Raw genomic sequence first — 23,285 nt, 5'->3', positions numbered from 1 at the left:
GGGTCAGGGGCGGCCGGGCGGGAGCGGGCGGTTCCGTTGTACACGGGCGAGAGGTACGGACGATGCGTACGGGCGAGTTGACCTGCGCTCCTTGCTCAACGGGCGGCGGGTTCCGCCTTGTTGTCGAGGCGTTCCCGTCGAGGCCGGCGTCAGTGGGGCGTTCGTTCACTTCATCGGCATGGTGAAGTGGGTGGGGCAGGGCGGGCCTCGCGCGGGACCGCCGGGTGCGACGGAGGGAAGGCACGCGATGGGCAGGGCCACGGCCGTGGGCGGTGTACTCGACGTACCCGTCATCGACATCTCCGGCTGGACGGACGGATCGGCCGCAGAGCGGGCCGGGATCGCGGCGGAGGTCGATCGGGCGGCGCGCACCGTCGGATTCATGCAGATCAAGGGGCATGGCGTCGCCGAGGCGGCGGCGCGTGCGTTCGCCGCGGCGCTGGATGCGTTCTTCGCTCTCCCGATGGCCGAGAAGAAGGCGCTGCGCGCCCCGTCGCCGGACGTCAATCGCGGCTACACCCCGCCGCGCACCGAGCAGCTCAGCCTGAGCCTGGGCGTCGCCGCGGCGGCGGAGGACCTCTTCGAGGCGTTCAACGTGGGGGCGGAGGCCGCCGCCTTCCCCGGACTCGACCTGCCTGAGGCGCACTATCCGGCCAACCTTTGGCCAACGCTTCCGGGATTCCGGGAGGCGGTGGAGGAGTGGTGCGCGCAGGCGGGCGGGCTCGCCCGTCGGCTGACCGGGATCTTCGCGCACGCCCTGGGGCTGGCAGCGGACTACTTCGCACCGTTCACCGACCACTCGCTCGATGTGCTCAGGATGAACCACTACGCGCTCCCCGACCGTGAACTCCGCGTCGAGGGCGGCCAGATGGGGATGGGCGCGCACACCGACTACGGCATCGTCACCGTGCTGTGGGCCGACCGGATCCCCGGCTTGCAGATCCTCGACACCGAGGGCCGCTGGCACGACGTCCTTCCCGAGCCGGGCTGCCTGCTGGTCAACCTCGGTGATCTGCTGGCACGTTGGACCAACGACCGGTGGCTGTCGACCATGCACCGGGTGCTGCCGCCGGTCGACTCCGGCGGGCGCGTGGTGCACCGCCGCTCCGCCGCGTTCTTCCACGACGGCAACTGGGATGCCGAGATCAGCTGCCTGCCCGGATGCGTCCCCGCCGGTGCCGCGCCGCTGTACCCGCCCACGACGGTCGGGCGGCATCTCGCCGAGAAGCTGGGCGGCTCGCGCGCCGGGAAGCCCAACGCCAACTCGCCCCGCGAGGCCGCCCGGTTGCGCGCGGCCCGGGGCGAGGAGTGAGGAGCGAGAGCCGCGGCGTTGTGGGCGGCCGCTTCTGCTGTTGAGCGGCGGCTTCAGTTCGTGGTGCGGGTGAGCGGATCCGGGCGGGGTTGTGTGGGCAGGGGGCGGCGCAGGACGTAGCCGCCGACCGCGACCGCCACCGCGATGACGCAGCCGGCGAAGGCCAGTCCGGCGCCGCGCAGCCCCAGGGCCAGGGTGAGCGCGCCGATGCCCACCACCGGCAGGGAGATGCCGAGGTAGGCGACGAGGAAGAAGGCGGAGAGGGTGCCGCCGCGGTGTTCCGGCGGGGCCGCGGCGCTCACCGCGGTGAGGCCGGCGCGGAACGCCAGGCCCTGGCCGGTGCCGCCGCAGAGCGCACCGGCGACCAGCAGGGGCAGTGAGGTCACGGCGAGCGACGTGCCGACCAGGAGGAGTCCCAGCACCAGGACCAGGCAGCCGGCCGGGAGGGCGGTGCGGGCGCCGATCCGGCCGGTCAGTGACTGGCCGAGCGTCGAACCGAGGAAGACCGTGCTGACGACCGCCCCCGAGACCGCGAGGTTGTGGACGCCGAGGGTCTCCGAGACGAAGCTGGGGGCGACGGCGGTGAAGAGTCCGAGCAGGGCGAAGCCGGCGAACGCGGCAACCGCGGCGGGTGTGAAGACCCCGCGGACCGCCGGCGGGATCACCAGCCCCTGCGGCCGGAGCGAGCGGGGCCGGTGCGGGTGCGGGACGGTCTCCGGCAGCAGCCAGGTCACCAGGGCGGCGACGGCCAGCAGGAGCAGATGGACGAGGAAGGGCAGGGCCAGCGGCCTGGGTCCGTACTGGGCGAGCAGGCCGGCCAGGAGCGGGCCGCAGCCCAGACCGCCCATGTTGGCGGCGGTGGCGGCGAAACCGGCCCTGGACTCCCGGCCGGGGCGGGCCAGTTCGAGGACGGCGGCGGTGGCGGCGCCGCTGAACAGCCCGGCGGCGAAGCCGGACAGCAGCCGGCCGAGCAGGAGCAGCGGCAGTCCGCCTTCGAAGAGGAAGCACAGGGCGCTCGCCGCGGACAGGCCCAGCGCGGCGAACAGCACCGGGCGCCGGCCGGTGGTGTCGGAGAGGTTGCCGGCGCCGTAGAGGACGGCGATCACGCCGAGGGCGTAGGTGGCGAAGACCACGGTCACGGTCAGTTCGGAGAAGCCGAGTTGGTGGCGGTAGAGCCCGTAGAGCGGGGTGGGCAGGGTCGTTCCCGTCATGCCGATCACGAAGACGCCCGCCGCGGCGGGGCTGCCGGGCCGGCGGCCGCGGCCGGTGCGCAGGGTCATGGCGGCAACGTAGGCGCCCGTGGCCCGGTCGGGCCAGAACGCGGTGCCCCCGCGCGTGGCGGGGGCACCGGTCCGTCGGACGGCGTCGGATCGACACCGGATCAACACCGGATCAGCGTTGGGCCGGTGCCGGATCGACGTCGGGTCAGCGCTTGGGGGTGTTGGCGGCGGTGACGTTGACGGCGGCCCAGGCGCGGTCGACCGTCTTGTACGCGGTGCTGCCAGCGCCGTAGAGGTCCTTGGCGGCCTGGAGGGTGGCGGTCCGGGCGCCGTGGAAGTCGGTCGTGGAGACCATGTACCGGGTCAGTGCCCGGTAGAAGATCGCCGTGGCCTTGGCCCGGCCGATGCCGGTGACCTTGGAGCCGTCGTAGGTGGGGGAGTCGTAGGCGACCTTGCCGATGGTCTTCTTGCCGCTGCCCTCGGCCAGGAGGTAGTAGGCGTGCGAGGAGACCCCGGAGCCGGCGTGCACCTCGGTGTCGTAGGCGGCCTTCGACCAGTAGTCGATGGTCCCTTCGAGCTTGTCGAGGGACGGCTTGTCCAGGCGGCGGAGGAACTTCTGCGCCAGGCCGAGCTGCTCGCCCATGAGGTAGTTCGGCGGGGTCTTGGGGTTGTTGGTGGCGAACTCGACCGCGCTGCCGAAGATGTCGGCGAGCGATTCGTTGAGCGCGCCGGGCTCGCCGAACTGGCGGCCCTCGGCGTCGACGCGGGTGGGCTCCAGGGCCGCGGTGGCGCCGACCACGCCGTGGGTCAGCTCATGGCCGGTGACGTCCAGGACGACCAGCGGCTTGGTGAACGTCTGGCCGTCCCCGTCGCCGTAGAGCATGCAGTCGCAGTCCGGGGACCAGAAGGCGTTGCCGACGTTCTTGCCCCAGTGGACCAGGGCGTGCGCGCCGGCACCGTCGTTCTTGATGCCCTTGCGGCCGAAGGTCTTCTTGTAGAAGTCCAGGGTGCTGGTGATGCCGTACTGGGCGTCGACCGCGGCGGTGGCCCGGTCGGTGGCGGCGCCGTTGCCCCAGCGGTTGGTGCTGCTGGTGAGCGACTTGCCCTGGAGGAACTTCTCGACCTCCTTGTTGCCGGCGTCGCGGGTCTCGGTGTTGCCGCGGGTGCTGTCCCGCAGCACGAAGGCGCTCTTGGCGGTCTGCGTGGTGGACAGCGGCACCGCGCCGGCGAAGAAGGACGCGCCGGTGCCGGCGGCCGGGGCCGGGTAGCGGCCGGCTGCGGGTTTGGCCGGGGCGGGCGGGGCGGTGGTCGCCGCGGTGCCGGGGGTGAGTCGCTCGCCGCGCTGCCGGAGCTTGTGCAGCACCGAGGGCGACAGGAACGGCTCGTTGACCGGGATGTTGCTGAGGACCTTGCCGCTGTCGGCGTCGATGACGACGGTGCGGGCGCCGCCGGTCTCGTCGGTGCGGCTGTCGCTGACGTTCACCTGGTAGGCGAGCGCGGTGCGGCCCTCGCGGGCGTCGACGACGAGTCGGGGCGTGCCGGCCGTGCCCTGTGCGACGGAGGCCGCCTTGGCGGCGGCCTGACGGCCGGACAGCTGCGGGTCGGTGGCGGGGAGGTCGACCTGGTGGCGGGCGGCCCGGGTCACCCCTTGGTACGCGGAGTCGGCGCCGAGGTGGATGACCAGGTCGCCGCCGAGCACCGGCATACCGCGGTGCATCCGGACGAACCGCACGTGCCGGCGGCCGTCGGGGTCGATCAGGGTGTCGGTGGCCTTGAGGGTGTCCTGCTTGCTGACGCCGGTCGTCGTGGAGTGGGCGTAGGCGGCGGCGCGGGCCGCGTCCACGACGGAGGAGGTGCCGGTGGCCGAGGAGGCGGCGGGGGTGGCGGGGGCGGCGACGGCGGCGCCCGCGGTGAGGGTGGCGGCCGTGGTGACGGCCAGGGCTATCGCCAGGTGGCGGCTGCGTATGTGGGGCCTACGCACAGATTCGCGTCCTTTGCGCTGAGGGCGGTGGTATGCGTCAACCGCCCGTACACGCGGTGGTGTTGGACACCGCGAGGGCCGTCCGGCCCCGCACTGACCCTGGTATGTCTGCCATGGGCATGTAAAGGGAAATGATCAACTTGCAATGCTAGGCAGTCAAAAATTGACAATTGATCAGCTATGGGTAATCAGAAGGTGACTAGTCGTGTTCCGGCTGGGGTTGGCCGGGAAGGTCTGCCTGGGGGGACCGGCCGGATCCCGTCGGTTGCCCGGCGCGATCCGGGGGGTGCCAGGCATGACGAAGGCCGGGACGGTGGCTGCCGTCCCGGCCTGGCGCGGTCAAGGCACCCGCGGGTGCCGTGGGCCTAGCCCGTGTGGAAGAGCTCCTCCAGGGATGCCTGGGCCTTCTCGCCGCCGCGGACCGCCTCGACGACGGCCTGGTGGAAGGAGCGGCTGTCCGCTTCGGAATGGCAGGGCACGGGGCTGCCGACCATGGTGTACCAGTCCGAGGAGCCGGTGTACTGCACGGCGACGTGGGCCTCGTCCTCCGACCATGTGGTGTGGATGGTCAGGTCGCCCTGCATCGGGCCGATCTCCTCGGTCTGTACCGCGCCGGGGCGGGCGTGGATGCCCACCGTCGTCCAAGATGCCCAGGTCATGTCGTTCCCCTCGGTCACAAGGGCCTCGGCCGGGAGCCGGGCGCGGTGCTTCAAGTCTGGCACTCGACGTGCGGCGGCGCACCGCATCGACGTGCCGCCGCGGCGCCCCAGCACACTGTCACCCTTCCCGCCACCCGTCCCTCACCGGCTCGTCACGCCGTCGTCACCCACGGTGTCGGCGGGCCCGCTCCCGGCCGCGTCCAGCGGTGGGTGTTGCCTGGCGGGGGCCGGTGGTGCGGGGGAGGGCGTTGTCTGCGGGGGCCATCCGGCCAGGACCCGGGCCCGGCAGTCGGCGGGCGTGCCCCAGGCATCCCGTAGCGGGCGGGCCTTGCGGATCCACAGGGAGAGGTCCAGCTCGTCCGTGTAGCCGAGCGCACCGTGGAGTTGGAGGGCGGTGCGCGCCGCCGCGTAACCGGCCTCGCCCGCCGCCACCTTCGCCGCCGCCACCTCCGCCCCGGCCGACGGGGCGCCCGCGGCCAGCGCCAGCGCCGCGGCGTGCACCAGCGGCTCGGCGAACTCCAACCCGATCAGGGTGTCCGCCAGCCGGTGCTTGACCGCCTGGAAGGAGCCGATCGCCCGCCCGAACTGGGTGCGCCGGCGGACGTGCTCGACGGTCCCGGCCAGCAGCGCCCGGCCCAGGCCGAGTGCCTGGGCGGCGGTGAGCAGCCGGGCGAGGTCGGTGGCGTGCTCCGCGGCCGCGGTGACCGCCGGGCCCCGGGCGAGGACGGTGCCGCCCAGCGGGCGGGCCAGCCGCCGGGCCGGGTCCAGGGTGGACTGGACCGGGCCGTGGGCCTCGGTGCGGCACACCGCATCGCCCCGGACGGCCAGGACGGTGTCGGCGGCGTCCGCGTCCAGGGCGAACGGGGCGCCGTCCGGGCACAGGCTGACGAGCGCGGTGCCCGAGGCGATCCGCGGCAGCCAGGAGGAGGCCGCCTCGGCGTCCCCCAGCCGATGCAGGAAGTCCGCCGCGGCGGCGGTCTCCGCCAGCGGGCCCGGTACCGCGTGCCGCCCCAACTCGACGAAGGCGAGGGCAAGTTCGAGGGGGAGCGGGCCCAGGCCGGCGTACTCCTCGGGGACCGCGAGGGCGAACACCCCGGTCTCTGCCAGTCTGGCCCACAGGTCGCGGCCCGGCCGGTGTTCGCCGGCGGCCCAGGCGCGGACGGTGGCCGGGGTTCCGGCCGCCCCCAGCAGGGAGTCCAGGGTGCGGGCGAACTCCCGCTGCTCGTAGGTCAGGAGGAAGCGCATCGGCGGCGCCCTTCCGTCAGGCCGGGCCGGTGCGCGCACCTGCTCACGCCCTCGCCTCCCTCGGCAGGCCGAGCAGCCGCTCGGCGATGATGTTCCGCTGGATCTCGTTGGTGCCCGCGTAGATCGGGCCGGCGAGGGAGAAGGTGTAGCCCTCGGCCCAACTGCCGTGTGCGGGCGCGTCGTCGGCGTCGTCGGCGAGGGAGCCGTAGGGGCCGAGGAGGTCCAGCGCGGTCTCGTGGACGGCGAGGTCGAGCTCCGACCAGAAGACCTTGTTGAGGCTGGATGCGGCGCCCGGATCCCCCGCTCCCGGCTTCGCCCGGCCGGGGGGACCCCCGTCGTCCGCGGCGAGCCGGGAGGCGTTGGCGTGGGTGAAGAGGTGGTAGGCGCGGGCGCCGATCACCGCGTCGGCGACCCGGTCGCGCAGGGCCGTGTCGGCCGGGTCGGCGGTCCGGCGCCACAGTGCGGTGAGCCGGTCGGCGGCGGCGGTGAAGCGGCCGGGGCTGCGCAGGGTCAGCCCGCGTTCGTTGCCGGCGGTGCTCATCGCCACCCGCCAGCCCTGGCCGGGTTCGCCGATCACGTCCGCGTCCGGGACGAAGACGCCGTCGAGGAAGAGCTCGGCGAAGGCCGGTTTGCCGTCCAGGCGGCCGATCGGGCGGACCGTGACGCGGGGTGCGTCCAGGGGGAACATCAGGTACGTGAGGCCCTGGTGCGGGCGGGCGGTCCCCGGTTCGCTGCGGAACAGGCCGAATGCGCGGTCGGCGAAGGCGGCCCGGGAGGACCAGGTCTTCTGGCCGTGGAGCAGCCAACCGCCGTCGGTACGGACGGCGGTGGAGCGCAGGGATGCCAGGTCGGAACCGGCCTCCGGCTCCGACCACGCCTGGGCCCAGACGACCTCGCCGGTGGCCATCGGGCCGAGGATGCGGGCGCGTTGTGCGGGCGTGCCGTGTGCGAAGAGGGTGGGGGCGAGGAGGTTGATGCCGTTCTGGCCGACCCGGCCGGGGGCGCCCGCGGCGTAGTACTCCTCCTCGAAGATCAGCCATTGGAAGAGGGAGGCGCCCCGGCCGCCGTGCTCGGCCGGCCAGGAGACCACCGACCAGCGGTCGGCGGCGAGTCGGCGTTCCCAGTCGCGGTGGGCGGCGAAGCCCTCGCGGGTCTCCAGTGACGGCAGCGGCGTGGCGGGGACGTGCGCGGCGAGCCAGGCACGGGCCTCGGCCCGGAACGCCGCGTCGGCCTCACCGGCGTCCAGGTCCATCAGGAACCGGCCTCCTTCATCTTCGCGAGGTCCATCCCGCCGAGCGCGTCGCGGGCGGTCTCGGCGTTGTGGGCGTGCGCGAGGTGGTGCAGTCCGAAGACCGAGTCCAGGCCGGGGTGCAGGCCCTGGAGGTCCTCGGCCTGGTTGACCGCGCGCTTGGTCAGCGCCAGGCCCATCCGCGGCATCTCGGCGATGTGCAGGGCCAACTCCCGTGTCCGGTCGGCGAGTTCGGCGCGCGGGACGACGCGGTTGACCATGCCCAGTTCGTAGGCGCGCCTGGCGGGCATCCGGTCGCCGGTGTAGAGGAACTCCTTGGCGATCCGGGGCGGCATGACCCAGGGGTGGGCGAAGTACTCCACGCCGGGGATGCCCATCCGCACGACCGGGTCGGCGAAGAAGGCGTCGTCGGCGGCGACGATCAGATCGCAGATCCAGGCGAGCATCAACCCGCCCGCCACGCAGGCGCCCTGGACCGCGGCGATCACCGGTTTGGGCAGCTCCCGCCAGCGGCGGCACATCCCCAGGTAGACCTCGGACTCGCGGGCGTAGCGGCTCTCCGTGCCGGCCTTGTCCGCGTGGTCCCACCACAGTCCGGCGCGGCGCTCGAAGGGGAGGTGGGCGTCCCGGCCGGGGCTGCCGATGTCGTGGCCGGCGGAGAAGTGCCGGCCCTCGCCGGCCAGCACCACGACCCTGACCTCGTCGTCGTCCGCGGCGCGGTAGAAGGCGCGGTCCAGGGCGTAGGTCATCGCGGAGTTCTGGGCGTTGCGGTAGTCCGGGCGGTTCATGGTGACGGTGGCGACCGGGCCTTGTCGGGCATAGCGCACCACGGGCGTCTCCTCGCCGGCGGTCATCGGCGACTCCTTCCCTAACAAGTGTTTGGTAGGCTAACGTACCGCCGTGAGCGGCGTCGAGGCCCCTTCCGCCGTCCGGGGCCTCGGGCGCTGTCCTCCAACTCCCCTCTGCCGGGCGGACGACGGGAGTTCGACGACAGTGCCCGGCGCCGACACCCGACCCGCGGGCCCACGAGACCCAGCCGCACCTCATCGCCGAGCGGGCGCTCGGCCTGCCGGAGGAGGCGAAGGCATGACCCCAGCGACCCCGCCGCCGTATGTGTCCGGGCACGATCTCCTCAAGGGGCGGACGGCCGTGATCACCGCCGCCGCCGGGGCCGGGATCGGCGGGGCCACCGCCCGCCGGTTCCTGGAGGAGGGCGCCCGGATCGTCATCGGGGACGCGCACGGCCGGCGGCTGGCGGAGAACGCGGCAGCGCTGGCCGGGGAGTTCGGGGCCGACCGGGTCGCCGGGCTGCCGTGCGATGTGACCGACGAGGCGCAGGTGGCGGCGCTGTTCGCGCTCGCCGAGGAGCGGCACGGCCGGCTCGACATCGTGGTCAACAACGCCGGACTGGGCGGCACCGCCGATCTCGTCGAGATGACCGACGACCAGTGGGCGAAGGTCGTCGACGTCAGCCTGGGCGGCACCTTCCGCTGCACCCGGGCCGCGCTGCGCCGGATGCAGGCCGCGGGCGCGGGCGGCGTGATCGTCAACAACGCCTCCGTGGTGGGCTGGCGCGCCCAGCGCGGGCAGGCCCACTACGCCGCCGCCAAGGCCGGCGTGATGGCGCTGACCCGGTGCGCCGCGATGGAGGCCGTCGACTACGGGGTGCGGGTCAACGCGGTCGCGCCCAGCCTGGCGATGCACCCGCACCTGGTGAAGGTCACCACTCCCGAGCTGCTGGCCGAGCTGACCGCGAAGGAGGCGTTCGGCCGCTACGCCGAGCCCTGGGAGGTGGCCAACGTCATCGTCTTCCTGGCCGGCGACTACGCCTCGTACCTGACCGGGGAGACCGTCTCGGTCAGCTCCCAGCATCCGTGAGGAGCGCCGCGGCCGACTCCCCGACACCGTCCGGGGCGCCGCCTCCTGGTACCGGCCGGGCGGCCGGAACGGCCCCGAGGGGATCGCCCGCCGGTACCTCGCCATGGTCCCGGACGGCAGCGCCTTGCGGGACCGACCGGCACCACCGCAGAATCTGACCAAGGAGCTCAGCATGTCCGAGGCGTACATCGTCGAGGCGGTCCGCACCCCGGTGGGGAAGAAGGGCGGCGGGCTGGCCGCCGTCCACCCGGCCGATCTCGGTGCGCGGGTGCTCACCGCGCTGGTGGCGCGCACCGGCATCGATCCGGCCGCGGTGGAGGACGTCGTCTTCGGCTGCCTGGACGCGGTCGGACCGCAGGCCGGGGACATCGCCCGGACCTGCTGGCTGGCCGCCGGGCTGCCGGAGGAGGTGCCCGGGGTCACCGTCGACCGGCAGTGCGGCTCCTCGCAGCAGGCGGTGCACTTCGCCGCCCAGGCGGTGCTCTCCGGCACCCAGGATCTGGTCGTCGCGGGCGGTGTGCAGAACATGTCGCAGATCCCGATCGCCTTCGCCAGCCGCCAGGCCGGCGAGCCGCTGGGGCTCACCCAGGGCCCGTTCGCCGGCTCCGAGGGCTGGCGGGCCCGCTACGGCGACCGGCCCGTGAATCAGTTCCATGGCGCCGAACTGATCGCCACCACGTGGGGCATCTCCCGCCGGGACATGGAGGAGTTCGCGCTCCGCTCCCACCAGCGCGCCGTCCGGGCCATCGACGAGGGCCGCTTCGACCGCGAGATCGTCCCGTACGGGGAGGTCACCACCGACGAGGGGCCGCGCCGGAACACCTCGCTGGAGAAGATGGCGGGCCTGGCGCCGGTCGTCGAGGGCGGCCGGCTGACCGCCGCGGTCTCCTCGCAGGTCTCCGACGGCGCCGCTGCGCTGCTGCTGGCCTCCGAGCGGGCGGTGGCCGAGCACGGTCTGACCCCGCGGGCCCGCATCCACCACCTCTCGGTCCGCGGCGAGGACCCGATCCGGATGCTGACCGCGCCGATCCCCGCCACCGCGCACGCGCTGAAGAAGACCGGGCTGAGGCTCGACGCCATCGACCTGGTCGAGATCAACGAGGCGTTCGCGCCGGTGGTGCTGGCCTGGCTGAAGGAGACCGGCGCCGACCCGGAGCGGGTCAACGTCAACGGCGGGGCCATCGCCCTGGGCCACCCGCTCGGCGCGACCGGCGTCCGGCTGATGACCACGCTGCTCCACGAACTGGAGCGCACCGGCGGCCGGTTCGGCCTCCAGACGATGTGCGAGGGCGGCGGCCAGGCCAACGTGACGATCATCGAACGGATGTGAGGAGGCATCAGGAGCGAGCGTCAGCGGGGCAGGCGCGCCAGTGTCCGGTGCGCCTCGGTCATGATCCGGTCGACCAGTTCGGCGCAGGAGGGCAGGTCCTCGATGATTCCGGCGACCTGCCCGGAGGCCATCACGCCGAGGTCGGTGCGGCCGTCGACCATCGACGCCTTCAGCAGCATCGGGGTGTTGGCCGCCAACAGCACCTGGCTCCAGGTCAGTTCCCTGCCCTGCTTCATCGCCAGCCCGTCGCGGACCAGCTGCGCCCAGCTCAGCCCGGACAGCTTCCGGAACGACGCGGCGTGCCGCACCGCCGTCAGCAGCGTCGCCACCGGACCGGACCGCTCCAGCGCCCGGACCAGTTCACTGCGCAGCATCCGGTGCGGCAGCCCGTCCACCGCGGTGGTGACGGTGACGTCGGTGACCGCGGCCGCCAGGTAGCGGGCCTGGACGGCCGGTGGCACGGTGCTGTCCGAGGTCAGCAGGAAGCGGGTGCCCATGGCGATCCCGGCCGCCCCGTAGGCGAGCGCGGCGACCAGGCCCCGGCCGTCGAAGAACCCGCCCGCGGCGATCACCGGGATGTCGACCGCGTCCACGACCTGGGGGAGCAGCACCGTGGTGGCGACGCTCCCGGTGTGCCCGCCGCCCTCGCCGCCCTGGACGACGACCGCGTCGGCGCCCCAGGCCGCGACCTTCTCGGCGTGCCGCCGGGCGCCGACGGACGGGATGACCACCACCCCCGCGTCCTTGAGGCGGGCGATCGACTCCCGGGACGGCGCCAGCGCGAACGAGGCCACGCGCACGCCCTCGTCCACGATGATCCGCACCCGCTCGGCCGCATCGCCCGCGTCCGCCCGGAGGTTGACCCCGAACGGCCGGTCCGTACGGGACGCCACCTCGCGGATCGCCGACCGCAGTTGCCCGGGGGACATGGTCGCCGAGGCGAGGATGCCCAGCGCGCCCGCGTCGGCGGCGGCGGACACCAGCCGGGGCCCGGCGACCCAGCCCATCCCGGTCTGCACGATCGGGTGCCGCACCCCGACCAGCGTCGTCAGCGCGGTGGGCAGGGCGGGGACCTCCCCGCCGGTCGCCGGGCTCCCGGCGCTCATGCCGGCACCTCCCGGTCGCGCAGGCCGCGCGGATCGAGCACCTCGCGGATCAACCGCAGCTCCTCCTCGCTCGGTTCGCGGGTGCAGGGGACCTCGTCGGGGCGGACCAGGGGGAAGCCGGTGGCGTCCTGCACCTCCTCGACGGTGACGCCGGGATGGACCGACACCAGTCGCATGGTGTGGTCCGGGGTGGCGAAGTCGAAGACGCCGAGGTTGCTGACCACGCGCGGGATGCGGTGGTAGCGGGTGGCGGACGGGCCGGCGGCGGCCGCGTTGTCGTAGCCGACCCCGCAGACCATGTCGACCTTCTCGACGAAGACGCGTCGGGAGTGCCGGGGAACCCAGTAACTCGTGGGGTTGTTCAGGGTGTTGACGGGGGCGCCGCGGACGCCGAGGAGCTGCCGGGCGGGGCGCGCCCAGTCGCCGATGCAGGAGATGTTCTGGTTGCCGAACCGGTCGAGCTGACTGGCGCCCATCATCACGTGCCGCTTGCCGCCGGTGACCAGGGCCAGGTGCTGGCGGTAGGGGAGCCAGCCTTCGGGTCGTCCGTCGCGGTCGACCAGCAGTGCCTGGCCGTCGGTGAGCAGCAGGTCGGGGGAGAAGGTGTGCCTGGCGAGCCGGGCGCCGATCGACGGGATGATGCCCATCGGACTGGCGAGCACCTCGCCGGCCCCGCGCCAGGCGTCGGCGCAGGCGAGCACGGAGTATTCGGCGCGGCTGGTCATCGGGCCTCCTCCTGCCAGGTCTGGACGGCCGCCTGGTAGTCCTTCTCGTCCCCGTGCAGGAACCGCGCGGCGAACTCCGGCCAGGGCGTGGTCGCGTAGAGCTTCAGATACGCCTCGTCGCGGCCGTAGTCCGGCACGCAGGAGGTGAAGTGGGCGCCGTGCGGGGCCGCCACGACGCCGGTGACGGTATGGCGTTTGATCAGCAGGGTCTGCGGGGCGGCGCCGTCGAAGTCGTCCACCACCCGCTCGCACGAGACGTAGGCGCACTCGGCGGCCTCGCAGTACAGGTCGTCGAAGTACGGGTCGGGGCCCAGGTACTGGCCGTTGCCGAGCCGGTCGGCGCGGTTGACGTGGACCAGCGCCGCGTCCAGCCGCAGCGCGGGCATGGCGACGAAGGTCTCGCCGTCCTCGTAGGGCGAAGTGACCGTCTTCAGGCCGGGGTTGACCCGCATCACGTCCGAGCCCAGGCCGGCCCGGACGGGGAGGAACGGCAGCCGGTTGGCGGCGGCGTGCAGTCCCCACATGAACATCGCCTCGTCGAACTCGCGCAGTGCGAACGCGCCCCGCTGGCGGGCCGCGCGGAAGTGCGGCTCCAGGGGGATCGAGTCGAGCGTGACGAACGCGGTGACCAACTCGCGGATCTTCCCCGTGGCGGCCAGCAGCCCCACGTCCGGCCCGCCGTAGGAGACCACGGTCAGATCGGTGACGTCGGACCGCAGCAGCGCCCGCACCAGCGCCATCGGCTTGCGGCGCGAGCCCCAGCCGCCGATGCCCACGGTCATCCCACTGCGCAGGTGCGCCACCACGTCCTCGGGGCTCATGGTCTTGTCGGTCACGGTCGGTCCTTCCCTTCTCCCGCGGTCCGGCCGAAGGCGTCGCGGACCCGGTCGGCGACCCCGCTGAGGTTGGCCTCGAAGGTGAAGCCCTGCTCGAAGCGGTAGCTGCGGTGCACGTCGACGGGGTCGATACCGTTGAGGGCGGCCTTGGCGAGCCGGAGGAGGTAGCCGTCCTTGCTCGCGATCTCGCGCGCCAACTCCATTGATGTGGCACGCAGTTCGGTGCGGGGCACCACTTTCCAGACCGAGCCGTGGGCGTGCAGTTCCTGGGCGGTGGCGGTCCGGGAGGTGTAGTACAGGGCCCGCATCAGATGCTGGGGGACCAGCCGGGCGAGGTGGGTGGCGGCGCCCAGGGCGCCGCGGTCCAACTCCGGCAGGCCGAAGGTCGCGTCCTGGCTCGCCACGATCGCGTCGGCGTTGCCGACCAGGCCGATCCCGCCGCCCAGGCAGAAGCCGTGCACGGCGGCGACCACCGGCACCTCGCAGGCGTAGACCGCCGCGAACGCCTCGGCGCAGCCGCGGTTGGCGCCGATCAGCACGCCATGGCCGCCCGTCGCCGCATCCCGCTGCATCTCCTTGAGGTCGACGCCGGCGTTGAACCCGCGGCCCTCGGCGGCCAGGACGACGCAGCGGACGGCGGGATCGCGGCCGGCGGCCCGGACCGCGTCGGCCAGGTCGTACCAGCCCTGCACCGGCAGGGCGTTGACCGGAGGGAAGTCCATGGTGACGGCCGCGACGCCGTGGTCGGGTGCGGCGGTGGAGACACCCATCAGCGGATCAGCTACCTTTCCACCAAGCGTTTGTTAGGTAGCGAAGTTAGCAGCGGATCGCGCGCCGCGGGAGGTGCCCGTTGTCCCTGACCCTCGATCTGGCCGGACGCGTCGCCGTCGTCACCGGCGGCACCCGCGGCGTCGGCGCCGGCATCGCCCGGGCCTTCCTCCAGGCCGGCGCCGAGGTCGTCGTCTGCGCCCGGCGGCCCCCCGACACCCCGGTCACGGCGGACGGCCGCTACGCCCGCTACTACCCCCTCGACCTCCGCCGACCGGACGCCGTCCGGGACTTCTTCCCCACCGTCGCGGCCGACCACGGACGCCTGGACTGCCTGGTCAACAACGCCGGCGGCTCCCCCTACCGGCCGCTCGGCTCGACCGCGGCGGAACGCCACGCCCGGGTCGTCGAACTCAACCTGATCGCCCCCCTGACCGCCTCGCTCGCCGCGTACGACGTGATGCGCGAACAGCCGGACGGCGGCTCGGTGTTGATGATCGGCAGCGTCAGCGGCACCCGGCCCTCACCCGGCACCGCCGCCTACGGCGCCGCCAAGGCCGGCCTGGACCACCTCGCCCGCACCATGGCCGTCGAATGGGCACCGAAGGTCCGGGTCAACACCCTGGTCCTCGGCATGGCGCGAACCGAACTGACCACGCTCCACTACGGGGACGCGGACGGCGTCGCCGCGGTCGAGGCGACCGTGCCGCTCGGCCGGCTCGCCGAACCCGCCGAGATCGGCGACGCCTGCGTCTTCCTCGCCTCCGGCCGCGCCGGCTACGTCAGCGGCGCCAGTCTGCTCGTCCACGGCGGCGGCGAACGCCCCGCCTTCCTCGACGCCGCCACCGTCAACCACCCCAAGGAGCCGTGAGATGACCGGAATCTGCGCCGGACGCGTCGCCGCCGTCACCGGGGCCGGCCGGGGCCTGGGTCGCGCCCACGCCCTCGCGCTGGCCGCCGAGGGCGCCGCCGTCGTGGTCAACGACCTCGGGGTGGCGGCCGACGGCGGCGGTGCCTCGACCGGCCCCGCCCAACAGGTCGTCGACGAGATCCACGCCCACGGCGGCCGGGCCGTCGCCCACACCGCCGACATCACCACCGACGCCGGCGCCACGTCCCTCCTCACCACCGCCCTGGACGCCTTCGGCCGCCTCGACGCCCTGGTGAACAACGCCGGCTTCCTCCGCGACCGCATGCTGGTCAACCTCGACGAGGACGACTGGGACGCCGTGATGCGGGTCCACCTCAAGGGTCACTTCCTGCCGTTGAAACACGCCGCCGCACACTGGCGGGCCGAGGTCAAGGCCGGCCGGATGCCCAACGCCCGTGTGATCAACACCAGTTCCGGTGCCGGACTGCTGGGCAGCATCGGCCAGGCCAACTACTCCGCCGCCAAGGCCGGCGTCCTCGCCCTGACCCTCGTCGCCGCCGCCGAGTTGGGCCGCTACGGCGTCCAGGTCAACGCCCTGGCCCCGGCCGCCCGCACCCGCATGACCGAGCAGACCTTCGCCGCCACCATGGCACCGCCCGCCGAGGGCGGCTTCGACGCGATGGCCCCCGAGAACGTCTCCCCGCTGGTGGTCTGGCTCGCCTCCGCCGACAGCGCGGGCGTCACCGGCCGGGTCTTCGAGGCCGAGGGCGGCCGGATCACCGTGATGGACGGCTGGCGCCCGGGCCCCACCGCCGACCAGCACGCCCGCCGGACCCCGACCGAGGCGGGCCAAGCGGCCCGCGGCCTGCTTGCCGCAGCGGAGGCGGGGCGTCCGGTGTACGGCACCTGAGGAGCGCGGTCCGGTGGGTGGGGCGTCTGCCGGTGGAGGGGCGTCGGATTCCTACCGCTTCGTGATGTCTGTGAAGTCATGGGCGCCGTTGCAGTAGACCTTGGCGGTGAAGTCGTTGCAGCCGAGCTTGCCGGTCACGGTCCCGTCCGGATGGAAGTCGAAGGAGAGATCCTTGCCGGACTTGTATCCCTCGATGCGGTCGTAGACGGTCCACCCGGTCAGCTCGTATCTGATGTCGAAGAACTCCGGGGCCCTGATCACGCTGAGGGTCGCCACGTCACCGCGCTCGTGCGTCAGCCGCGGCAACGAGCCGGGGGGCCCACCGGCGACCGGCGGCAGCGACTCGCCCTGCCGGCAAGGTAGTTGGGCCCCGATGTTGAAGTATCCGCAGTGCTCCCGAACGCTGTCCCCTATCGTGCACTCATGCCCCCGAGCCAGGTGGGCACGTCACGTAGCGGGGGATGGTGCCCGATCAGGAACCTGATCATCGCCGAGACTGCCCGAGCGCAGTTCGAAGCGTTACCCAAGAGCCAGAAAGACGAGGCCGAAGAGGCCTTGTTGCGGATCGCTCAGGAAGCGAAGCGCCACGGGGTGTGGCGGGCCGGCGGCGACCCATGCCTGACCGTCACCTATGAGGTACGGCCATCGGCGCTCCTGGTTGTCGAGATCAGTACGGCTCAGCCCAGACCCCCAGCCGGTCCCCGTCCGCCTTATCAGGGAATGGAGATGCGGTACGTGAAGGGCAAAGGCTGGATTGAGTTGAATCCCCACGAGGAGTGACCTCCGAAGTTCCGGGCTGCCAGGCTCGCGTCAAGGGTGAGCGATCGTATTGCCGGCCAAGCGGCGTGATGGACTTCGACGCTGATAACTCCCGGCGTGCCGGGGCCCATGCCGCACGCGCGTGCGGCATGGGCCCCGGTGGCCTGGGCGGCTTCATGACTGCCGGCAGGAGACCTGTTACGCGGTGGTGGCCTTCACCTCCTGGGGGCTGGGCTCGGTTGGGGACGGGCGGGAAGTGTGGAGTCGTCCGGTGCGGTGCAGGCCGTACAGGGCCGCGGCGCAGGCCAGGCCGAGGGCGGTCAGGCTGATCCAGGGGAGGGCGGAAACGCCTGCGGCGCGGGCTGCGTCGAGTGCGGCGCCGGTGAGGAGGTTTCCGACGGTGATGCCGATGCCGCAGATGGTGTTGTAGAGCCCGTAGTGGGTGGCGACGAGGCGGTTGCCGGAGAGGCGGACGATGGTGTCCATCTCGAACGGGTAGGTGATCATGGTGCCCAGGGCGAGCAGGAGCGCGGCGAGCGACGGGGGCACGGCGGCGAGCAGCCACAGGCCCACCCCGCCCTTCGGTACGGGCACGGCGGTGGCGAGGAGCAGGGGGACGAACGCCGAACCCATCGTCAGCAGCCCCCAGCCCAGGGCATGGCCGGGTTCCCTGCGGGCCTTGCACCAGGTGGTGATCTTGGTCTGGAAGAGGATCGTACTCAGCCCCGAGACGGCGAAGAGGGCCGCCACGGCCGCGGTGCCGAAGGCGCCGTCGCCGCCGAGGCGGCGTACCTCCAGTGGCAGCGCGAGGTAGACCTGGAAGGACAGGACGTAGGCGCCGATCATGGCGGCGGAGAACAGCAGGAAGGGCCGGTTGGTCACGATGCCGCGCCACTGGCCCGGCAGCCCCTTCCGCGCGTCGGGATCCGCGCCCTCCGTGCCGTCACCCCGCCGGGCGGGCAGGGAACGGATCTGCACGACGCTCAGGATCGCGAAGATCCCGCCGGCCACCAGGCAGGTGATGCGGAAGTCGACGCCGGTGAGGAGCATGCCCACCAGCGGACCCAGCAGGATGCCTGTCTGGTAGAAGACGTTGAACAGTGCGAACGCCTCCACGCGCCGGTCGCCCGCGTCGGTGGCGAGGTAGGCCCGTACGGCCGGGTTGAACAACGCGCCCGCCAGGCCCGTGGCGGCGGAGGCGGTCAGCAGGGCGGGCAGTGAGTCCACCAGGCCGAGGGCGGCGAAGCCGATGGTGCGCAGGAGGCACCCCGCAACGATGAGCGGCTTGTACCCGAACCGGTCGGCGAGCGCGCCGCCGACCAGGAACATGCCCTGCTGGCTGAAGTTGCGGACGCCCAGGACGAGTCCGACCAGCCAGCCGGCCAGGCCGAGCGTCCCGGACAGGTGCGCGGCCAGGTAGGGCATCAGCATGTAGAACCCGAGGTTGATGGTGAACTGGTTCACCATCAGCAACTGGACGCTGCGGGGGTAGGAGCGCGTCTGCCGGAGCAGGTTGTTCTTCACTTCGCGGCCTCCCGGGGGAGGGAGTCGACTGCCGTGACCGTGGCCTCGGCGGTACGGGCCGGGTTGTCCGTGCCCGTGCCCGTGCCCGTGTCCGTGTGCGTTTCGGTGAGGGTGAGCGGGTCGACCACCTGGGCGCAGCGGGTCCAGCGGGTGACTTCCTTCTCGTCGAGTCGACCGATCAACTCCGGTTCCTGGGCGGGGGGTTGGGCGAGCAGTCCATGTGCGGCGCAGTAGTCGCCGTCGTAGACGGTGCCGAGATAGCGCTGCGGTCCGTCGGGGAAGACCGCGGCGATGCGGGTGTCGGCGGGCAGGGTGCGGGCCAGCCAGCCGGCGACCAGGGCGACCGCGCCCACGCTCCAGCCGCCGGTCGCGTAGTGGGATGCGGCCAGTCGGCGGCAGGTCCACACGGCCTCGGCGGGGGCGACCCAGTGCACTTCGGAGAAGTGGCCGTAGGCGACGTTGCGGGGGTAGATGCTCGATCCCAGGCCGCGCATCAGCCGGGGCCGGGCGGGCTGGCCGAAGATCGTCGAGCCGATGGTGTCGACGCCGACGAGTTGGAGTCCGGGGTAGAGCTGACGCAGTGTGCGCGAGACGCCGGCGGAGTGGCCGCCGGTGCCGACGCTGCACACGAGCACGTCGATGTGCCCGAGCTGGGTGGCGAGTTCGAGGGCGAGGGGGGTGTAGGCGCTGGTGTTGTCGGGGTTGTTGTACTGGTCGGGGCACCAGGATCCGGGGTGCCGGTCGAGGAGTTGGCTGACGCGGTCACGGCGGGCCTGCTGCCAGCCCCCGGTGGGGTGGGGTTCGGAGACGACGTTGACCTGTGCGCCGTACGCGGTCAGCAGCTGGGTCATGGACCTCTCCAGGCCCGGGTCGGTGACGAGGGTGACCGGGTGGCCGTAGATCATGCCGGCCAGTGCCAGTCCCAGCCCGAGCGTGCCGCTGGTGGACTCGATGATCCGGCCGCCGGGCCGCAGGTCGCCGCGGGCGCGGGCGCGTTCGACCATGTGCAGTCCGGGGCGGTCCTTGATGCCGCCGGGGTTGAACCCCTCCAGCTTCGCCCAGAAGCCGCGTCCGGCGGGGGCCAGCGGTTCCGAGATGCGCAGGACGGGGGTGTCGCCGACCAGGGCGGAGATGTCCCCGGCGCGAGGGGGCTTCCTGGAGGGGGAGTTCGAGGCGGCCGTGGTGATGGTGTGCATGGCGTTCGCTTTCGCTTTCGCTTGATGAGTGTGGGGGAGGTGCTCATCTCGCGCTGTGCCAGGGGGAGTTCTTGCCGTCCCAGGGGCGTGGCAGCGCGGCGCGGGGTTTCTAGATCCGCCAGCGGCAGATGACGGCGAGCCGGTATCTGCCTGTGAGGTGCGCGCGGGGTGAACTGGCTGACGGCCCGGTCGTGGACGGGCGCGTGGTGGGGACGGGCTGAGTGCCGGGAAGGGCGGCTCGCTGCTCCGCGGGGAGCGCGGTTCGGGCCGGGTCGGTCGCTGTGCGGCGCAGGGCGCTCAGCCGCGCAGGCGGCTTCCGGGCGCAGGAATGTCCCAAGTCGTCCTGTGATTGGCCCTGTTGTGCGACCGCGGCGGCGTACGTCTGCGCACCGCCGACAGTCGAGGACTCGGCGATGGCGCTCGATGCGGGGCAGATGAAGGTACCCAGGAGCGCGACGACGAACAGGAACACCACCGCGCGCCCGCGACCCAGGGGGCGGTGGGCGGTTCGGTGGGGAACCGATGGCGCGGCCGGTGCCCCAACGGAGGGCGTGCACCGCGCGACCGGCTTCGACAGCCGTAATGGCCGTGGTAATCGCATAGTTGCTCCACGCGGCACCGGACCGTGACAGGGCACAGCCGGTACGCAGGACGATTCAGACGGGGCGGGGATTCGGCACATGTGACTGGCCCCGCACGGCGCGCAAGGTGCGACAGGCGCGCAGGGTGCGCAGGGTGGCCAAGGGGTCAGTCAGCAGGGCGGCAGGGTAGCCGGGGCCGGCCAGGGCGCGGCGGATGTGCCGCGGGAGCGGTCGTTGGAGACAACGCCGCGGGGAGAAGGGCCGGCGGACGGATCGCCGGGTCTAGATCCGCAGGACCGCGGAACGGCCTGCCGATGGCGGAGCGCCCAAGGCGGTCGCGGTCGTCGCGACGGTGTGCATCGCGAACGCGTGCACCGCCGGCGAGGCCTCTGGGCATGACGGGCAGGGAAGGGGGAGTCCCACGCCGTGTTCGGTCTGTCCCGCCAGGCAGCTGTGGCCCGGATGGTCGGGCGCGTGGCCGTCCCGGTTCTCACAGGGGGCGTTGTCCATCGCGCCGTTGCCGGAGGACGAGTGTTGCGCCAAACCGGAGCGTTGGTCAGCACTCCACGGACCGGCGGAGTGCTGACCAGAGTTGTGCTGGTCGGAGGTGTGGGCGGACGTCACGGCCGCGACGGGGGAGACATGGCCCTCGGCGGATTCCGCGGTCAGCCCATGGGTGGAGAGGATCCCCAGGAGCAGCACGGCCAGCCACAGCAGACGCCGCGGCCCCACCCGCCGGGAGCGGGAGTGGGAGCGCAGCGCAAGACCGGGAGGCCGAGCCGTGACCATGCCGCGATCGTAGCCTCACATCCCGTCAGCCGGAGGTAAGAACAGCGCCAACCAGGCGGCTGGAACGAGGCGTTGCCGGACCTGCCGGATCGCGCACCGCTGTCAGGTCTGCCGGGTGGGCCGAACGACGATCTCGCTGACGTCGACGCCGTAGGGCTGCTCGATCGCGTAGCCGATGGCGGAGGCGACGGCCGAGGGCGGCATGGCGATGGCGTCGCGCTGCCGGGTCAGCGCTGCCGCCGCCTCGGGGCTGGCGCCCTTGCCCACGCCCTCGGTGTGGGTGAAGCCCGGCGAGACGAGGGTGACGCGCAGGTCGGGTCCCGATTCCTGGCGCAGGCCCTCGGTCAGCACCTTCACCGCGGTCTTGGTGGCCGCGTAGACGGCCTGGGGGGACTTGACGGTGTAGGCCGCGGTGGAGGCGACGTTGACGAACTGGCCCGAGCGTTGCCTCCGGAAGAGGGGAAGCGCCGCGCCGATGCCGTTGAGCAGGCCGGTGATGTGGGTGGCGACCATGGCGTCCCAGTCATCTTGGCGCAGCTCGTCGAACGGTGAGACCGCCATGGTGCCCGCGTTGGAGACCAGGACGTCGAGTCGGCCGAAGCGGTCGACTGCCGTGTCCGTCAGGCGCTTGAGGTCCTCGCGGCGCGTCACGTCGGTGACGACTCCGGTGGCGGTGCCGCCCTGCGCCGTGATCCGCTCCACCACCGCGTCCAGCCGGTCCTTCCGCCGGGCTCCGAGCACCAAGTACGCCCCGCGCTCGGCGAGATGGGTGGCCGTTGCTTCCCCGATGCCGCTGCTGGCGCCCGTGATCGCGACGACCTTGCCCTCGACACCTGACACGGTCAACTCCCTTCTGTGGGGTATACGCAGGTCAGCGCGCTGATCTACGGTGAAACCGGAGGCTTCCCCAGTTGATGACCCAGATTAAGTGGGGGCGTCCCCGTTTAGCAAGAGGCGAAGAGTGTCTGACAGGGGAGGGTGACCACTGATGGCCGACGGAGCGCACCGACCGTTGCGAGCTGACGCACGGCGCAACAGGGAGAAGATCCTCACCGCTGCTGTGCGCGTGTTCGCAGCGGAGGGGCTGGACGCGCACCTGGAGCGCATCGCCAAGGAGGCGGGCGTGGGCAGTGCGACGCTGTACCGCAACTTCCCCACCCGGGAGGCGCTGATCGAGGCGGTCTACCGCAACGAGGTGGCCCACCTGTGCGACGCGGCCCCCGCCTTGCTTGCCGAGAAGTCGCCTGACGAAGCCCTGCGCGCCTGGACGCGCCTCTTCCTGGACTACGTCACCGCCAAATACGGCATGATCGACGCACTGCGCGCCATCGCCGCGACGGGCGGCAATCCCTACGGTCACAGCCGGGAGATGATCCAGGCCGCCCTCACCACACTCATGGACGCGTGCACGGCCGCCGGGCTGATCCGTACCGACATCAGCCCCACCGACGTCGGCGCCGCCCTGGAAGGCATCGCCCTGACATCGGCGGGCCCTGAGCAACGACCGCAAGCAGAGCGCCTGCTCGACCTCACCTTGGACGGCCTCAAGACCCGCCCATGAGGGCTCTGGTCACAAGGGCATCGGACCGTCAGCGCACTGTGCCCAACACGCGCCTGCGAACACGCCAGTTGGGCCGGATCACCCGTCGCGGCTGAGTCGCGCCGGTCGCATGGCGACGCGGACAGCGGCGAACAGGGCCTTCCCCGCGCCCATGGGGGCGGGGCCGTCGTCGGCGGTGACTGTTTCGGGCGGCTCGCTGCGGCACGCCGCACACCGTCGCTCCTCGGCCACCGGCCGGAACAGCAACGGCTGTGGATGCTCGCCGGCGCATTCGCGCATCGCGGCCACGGGCGGCGTCACGGGCGGCTTCGCGGACGCTCCGGTCGCTCGCTGGTCGGCGGACTGCGGTGCGTCCGGCATCTTCCGCACCAGCCGATCGCGCACCAGCGCAGCCGGCCAGTGGACCGTCTCAGGCAGCCCGGAAACCAAGGCATTCCGGATGTCCCCGGCGGTGGCCCCGCGTTGCAACCACGTGCCCGCCAAGGGCGCGAGCTGCCTCAACTCGCGCCCGCCGAGCCGCAGTCGCCGCTCGGCGTGCGACACGGCCGCGAGCGCCTGAACAGCGCGTTCCGCCAGTTCCCGAGGCATCGTCGCCGCTGCGGCTGCCTCCTGCGTCGGGGGCGCTTCGTCGTTCGGGGGCCGCCCGCCCTCCCGCCCGCCGGTATGCGCCGGGTCGCCCAACGCGTGGGTCTGGTCGTCGAGTTGTCGCTGATCGGGGGTGGGAGGGTGGGGGGTGTTCTCGACGGTGTTCTCCAGGGAACGGCCGACGGCCCGGCCCGTCGGCT

Annotated in this window: 22 protein-coding genes and 1 pseudogene; 7 read left to right on the top strand and 16 right to left on the bottom strand. The window is 72.8% G+C overall.

The window, feature by feature from the left end; all coding sequences use genetic code 11:
* Positions 1 to 247: 247 nt before the first annotated feature.
* Complete coding sequence (locus ACIQE0_RS29525; protein ID WP_402337956.1) at positions 248 to 1,312, top strand: isopenicillin N synthase family dioxygenase; 1,065 nt, start codon at positions 248 to 250, stop codon at positions 1,310 to 1,312.
* A gap of 53 nt (positions 1,313 to 1,365) precedes the next feature.
* Here ACIQE0_RS29525 and ACIQE0_RS29520 read toward each other — a convergent pair whose 3' ends face one another.
* From ACIQE0_RS29520 to ACIQE0_RS29495, 6 genes are all read right to left on the bottom strand, one after another.
* Positions 1,366 to 2,592, bottom strand: a complete 1,227-nt coding sequence (locus ACIQE0_RS29520) for an MFS transporter (protein ID WP_402337953.1) — start codon at positions 2,590 to 2,592, stop codon at positions 1,366 to 1,368.
* 145 nt (positions 2,593 to 2,737) lie between these two features.
* Positions 2,738 to 4,513, bottom strand: a complete 1,776-nt coding sequence (locus ACIQE0_RS29515; RefSeq protein WP_402337950.1) for a M4 family metallopeptidase — start codon at positions 4,511 to 4,513, stop codon at positions 2,738 to 2,740.
* 365 nt (positions 4,514 to 4,878) lie between these two features.
* Positions 4,879 to 5,172, bottom strand: coding sequence for a hypothetical protein (locus ACIQE0_RS29510; protein ID WP_366329211.1), 294 nt, complete (start codon positions 5,170 to 5,172; stop codon positions 4,879 to 4,881).
* A 141-nt stretch (positions 5,173 to 5,313) separates the two neighbouring features.
* The gene (locus ACIQE0_RS29505; RefSeq protein ID WP_402337946.1) at positions 5,314 to 6,417 is read right to left on the bottom strand and encodes an acyl-CoA dehydrogenase family protein; all 1,104 of its coding nucleotides are present in this window, start codon (positions 6,415 to 6,417) and stop codon (positions 5,314 to 5,316) included.
* A gap of 43 nt (positions 6,418 to 6,460) precedes the next feature.
* Entirely contained in the window at positions 6,461 to 7,669 is a 1,209-nt protein-coding gene (locus ACIQE0_RS29500) for an acyl-CoA dehydrogenase family protein (RefSeq protein ID WP_402337943.1), read from the bottom strand.
* Complete coding sequence (locus tag ACIQE0_RS29495) at positions 7,669 to 8,520, bottom strand: enoyl-CoA hydratase (protein ID WP_402337940.1); 852 nt, start codon at positions 8,518 to 8,520, stop codon at positions 7,669 to 7,671. The genes ACIQE0_RS29500 and ACIQE0_RS29495 overlap by 1 nt, the downstream gene beginning before the upstream one ends.
* Positions 8,521 to 8,752: 232 nt before the next feature.
* Between ACIQE0_RS29495 and ACIQE0_RS29490 the strand changes: the two genes are divergently transcribed.
* The gene (locus tag ACIQE0_RS29490; protein WP_402337937.1) at positions 8,753 to 9,544 is read left to right on the top strand and encodes an SDR family oxidoreductase; all 792 of its coding nucleotides are present in this window, start codon (positions 8,753 to 8,755) and stop codon (positions 9,542 to 9,544) included.
* Positions 9,545 to 9,716: 172 nt separating this feature from the next.
* Positions 9,717 to 10,874, top strand: a complete 1,158-nt coding sequence (locus ACIQE0_RS29485; protein WP_402337935.1) for an acetyl-CoA C-acetyltransferase — start codon at positions 9,717 to 9,719, stop codon at positions 10,872 to 10,874.
* A gap of 20 nt (positions 10,875 to 10,894) precedes the next feature.
* On the opposite strand, the gene ACIQE0_RS29480 is transcribed toward ACIQE0_RS29485, so the two are convergent.
* The 4 genes from ACIQE0_RS29480 to ACIQE0_RS29465 are packed head-to-tail and all read right to left on the bottom strand — an operon-like array spanning position 10,895 to position 14,311.
* Positions 10,895 to 11,980 (bottom strand): NAD(P)H-dependent flavin oxidoreductase, encoded by a 1,086-nt coding sequence (locus tag ACIQE0_RS29480; RefSeq protein WP_402337932.1) that lies wholly within the window; start codon positions 11,978 to 11,980, stop codon positions 10,895 to 10,897.
* Positions 11,977 to 12,705 carry a CoA-transferase subunit beta gene (locus tag ACIQE0_RS29475; RefSeq protein WP_402337930.1) on the bottom strand — a complete coding sequence of 243 codons (729 nt, stop codon included), beginning with the start codon at positions 12,703 to 12,705 and terminating at the stop codon, positions 11,977 to 11,979. Before ACIQE0_RS29475 ends, ACIQE0_RS29480 begins: the two co-directional genes overlap by 4 nt.
* Entirely contained in the window at positions 12,702 to 13,541 is an 840-nt protein-coding gene (locus tag ACIQE0_RS29470) for a CoA transferase subunit A (protein ID WP_402337927.1), read from the bottom strand. The genes ACIQE0_RS29475 and ACIQE0_RS29470 overlap by 4 nt, the downstream gene beginning before the upstream one ends.
* Positions 13,538 to 14,311 carry an enoyl-CoA hydratase family protein gene (locus ACIQE0_RS29465; RefSeq protein WP_402337924.1) on the bottom strand — a complete coding sequence of 258 codons (774 nt, stop codon included), beginning with the start codon at positions 14,309 to 14,311 and terminating at the stop codon, positions 13,538 to 13,540. The genes ACIQE0_RS29470 and ACIQE0_RS29465 overlap by 4 nt, the downstream gene beginning before the upstream one ends.
* Positions 14,312 to 14,391: 80 nt before the next feature.
* Here ACIQE0_RS29465 and ACIQE0_RS29460 point away from each other — a divergent pair, with 80 nt between their 5' ends.
* Positions 14,392 to 15,180 (top strand): SDR family oxidoreductase, encoded by a 789-nt coding sequence (locus ACIQE0_RS29460; RefSeq protein ID WP_402337921.1) that lies wholly within the window; start codon positions 14,392 to 14,394, stop codon positions 15,178 to 15,180.
* A gap of 1 nt (position 15,181) precedes the next feature.
* The gene (locus ACIQE0_RS29455) at positions 15,182 to 16,090 is read left to right on the top strand and encodes an SDR family oxidoreductase (RefSeq protein WP_402337918.1); all 909 of its coding nucleotides are present in this window, start codon (positions 15,182 to 15,184) and stop codon (positions 16,088 to 16,090) included.
* A gap of 51 nt (positions 16,091 to 16,141) precedes the next feature.
* Here ACIQE0_RS29455 and ACIQE0_RS29450 read toward each other — a convergent pair whose 3' ends face one another.
* Complete coding sequence (locus ACIQE0_RS29450) at positions 16,142 to 16,366, bottom strand: hypothetical protein (protein ID WP_366329187.1); 225 nt, start codon at positions 16,364 to 16,366, stop codon at positions 16,142 to 16,144.
* 147 nt (positions 16,367 to 16,513) lie between these two features.
* On the opposite strand from ACIQE0_RS29450, the gene ACIQE0_RS29445 reads away from it, so the two are divergent.
* Positions 16,514 to 16,870, top strand: coding sequence for a hypothetical protein (locus tag ACIQE0_RS29445; protein WP_366329185.1), 357 nt, complete (start codon positions 16,514 to 16,516; stop codon positions 16,868 to 16,870).
* Between the two features lie 177 nt (positions 16,871 to 17,047).
* On the opposite strand, the gene ACIQE0_RS29440 is transcribed toward ACIQE0_RS29445, so the two are convergent.
* The 4 genes from ACIQE0_RS29440 to ACIQE0_RS29425 form a co-directional block, all read right to left on the bottom strand.
* Positions 17,048 to 18,316 carry an MFS transporter gene (locus ACIQE0_RS29440; RefSeq protein ID WP_402338217.1) on the bottom strand — a complete coding sequence of 423 codons (1,269 nt, stop codon included), beginning with the start codon at positions 18,314 to 18,316 and terminating at the stop codon, positions 17,048 to 17,050.
* Positions 18,317 to 18,369: 53 nt separating this feature from the next.
* Complete coding sequence (locus ACIQE0_RS29435; RefSeq protein WP_402337914.1) at positions 18,370 to 19,569, bottom strand: PLP-dependent cysteine synthase family protein; 1,200 nt, start codon at positions 19,567 to 19,569, stop codon at positions 18,370 to 18,372.
* An 863-nt stretch (positions 19,570 to 20,432) separates the two neighbouring features.
* Positions 20,433 to 20,939, bottom strand: a complete 507-nt coding sequence (locus ACIQE0_RS29430; protein WP_402337911.1) for a hypothetical protein — start codon at positions 20,937 to 20,939, stop codon at positions 20,433 to 20,435.
* Between the two features lie 102 nt (positions 20,940 to 21,041).
* A complete protein-coding gene (locus ACIQE0_RS29425) occupies positions 21,042 to 21,779 on the bottom strand; it encodes an SDR family oxidoreductase (protein ID WP_402337909.1) in 738 nt (245 codons plus the stop codon).
* A gap of 148 nt (positions 21,780 to 21,927) precedes the next feature.
* On the opposite strand from ACIQE0_RS29425, the gene ACIQE0_RS29420 reads away from it, so the two are divergent.
* On the top strand, positions 21,928 to 22,500 hold the full coding sequence (locus ACIQE0_RS29420) for a TetR/AcrR family transcriptional regulator (RefSeq protein ID WP_402337906.1): 573 nt from the start codon (positions 21,928 to 21,930) through the stop codon (positions 22,498 to 22,500).
* A 78-nt stretch (positions 22,501 to 22,578) separates the two neighbouring features.
* Here ACIQE0_RS29420 and ACIQE0_RS29415 read toward each other — a convergent pair.
* Positions 22,579 to 23,285, bottom strand: a pseudogene (locus ACIQE0_RS29415) (hypothetical protein); the annotation flags it as partial.

Source organism: Streptomyces sp. NPDC093097 (genome assembly GCF_044754325.1).
Classification (GTDB): domain Bacteria; phylum Actinomycetota; class Actinomycetes; order Streptomycetales; family Streptomycetaceae; genus Streptomyces.
The sequence above is the reverse complement of the archived record's forward strand: the minus strand, read 5'-3'. Positions and strand labels throughout refer to the sequence as shown.

What these genes read in the sequence shown, in the direction of transcription:
- ACIQE0_RS29525 (WP_402337956.1), top strand. Translation starts at nt 248, where the DNA reads ATGGGCAGGGCCACGGCCGTGGGCGGTGTACTCGACGTACCCGTCATC.
- ACIQE0_RS29520 (WP_402337953.1), bottom strand. Translation starts at nt 2,592, where the DNA reads ATGACCCTGCGCACCGGCCGCGGCCGCCGGCCCGGCAGCCCCGCCGCG.
- ACIQE0_RS29510 (WP_366329211.1), bottom strand. Translation starts at nt 5,172, where the DNA reads ATGACCTGGGCATCTTGGACGACGGTGGGCATCCACGCCCGCCCCGGC.
- ACIQE0_RS29505 (WP_402337946.1), bottom strand. Translation starts at nt 6,417, where the DNA reads ATGCGCTTCCTCCTGACCTACGAGCAGCGGGAGTTCGCCCGCACCCTG.
- ACIQE0_RS29500 (WP_402337943.1), bottom strand. Translation starts at nt 7,669, where the DNA reads ATGGACCTGGACGCCGGTGAGGCCGACGCGGCGTTCCGGGCCGAGGCC.
- ACIQE0_RS29495 (WP_402337940.1), bottom strand. Translation starts at nt 8,520, where the DNA reads ATGACCGCCGGCGAGGAGACGCCCGTGGTGCGCTATGCCCGACAAGGC.
- ACIQE0_RS29490 (WP_402337937.1), top strand. Translation starts at nt 8,753, where the DNA reads ATGACCCCAGCGACCCCGCCGCCGTATGTGTCCGGGCACGATCTCCTC.
- ACIQE0_RS29485 (WP_402337935.1), top strand. Translation starts at nt 9,717, where the DNA reads ATGTCCGAGGCGTACATCGTCGAGGCGGTCCGCACCCCGGTGGGGAAG.
- ACIQE0_RS29480 (WP_402337932.1), bottom strand. Translation starts at nt 11,980, where the DNA reads ATGAGCGCCGGGAGCCCGGCGACCGGCGGGGAGGTCCCCGCCCTGCCC.
- ACIQE0_RS29475 (WP_402337930.1), bottom strand. Translation starts at nt 12,705, where the DNA reads ATGACCAGCCGCGCCGAATACTCCGTGCTCGCCTGCGCCGACGCCTGG.
- ACIQE0_RS29465 (WP_402337924.1), bottom strand. Translation starts at nt 14,311, where the DNA reads ATGGGTGTCTCCACCGCCGCACCCGACCACGGCGTCGCGGCCGTCACC.
- ACIQE0_RS29455 (WP_402337918.1), top strand. Translation starts at nt 15,182, where the DNA reads ATGACCGGAATCTGCGCCGGACGCGTCGCCGCCGTCACCGGGGCCGGC.
- ACIQE0_RS29445 (WP_366329185.1), top strand. Translation starts at nt 16,514, where the DNA reads ATGCCCCCGAGCCAGGTGGGCACGTCACGTAGCGGGGGATGGTGCCCG.
- ACIQE0_RS29440 (WP_402338217.1), bottom strand. Translation starts at nt 18,316, where the DNA reads ATGGTGAACCAGTTCACCATCAACCTCGGGTTCTACATGCTGATGCCC.
- ACIQE0_RS29435 (WP_402337914.1), bottom strand. Translation starts at nt 19,569, where the DNA reads ATGCACACCATCACCACGGCCGCCTCGAACTCCCCCTCCAGGAAGCCC.
- ACIQE0_RS29430 (WP_402337911.1), bottom strand. Translation starts at nt 20,939, where the DNA reads ATGGTCACGGCTCGGCCTCCCGGTCTTGCGCTGCGCTCCCACTCCCGC.
- ACIQE0_RS29420 (WP_402337906.1), top strand. Translation starts at nt 21,928, where the DNA reads ATGGCCGACGGAGCGCACCGACCGTTGCGAGCTGACGCACGGCGCAAC.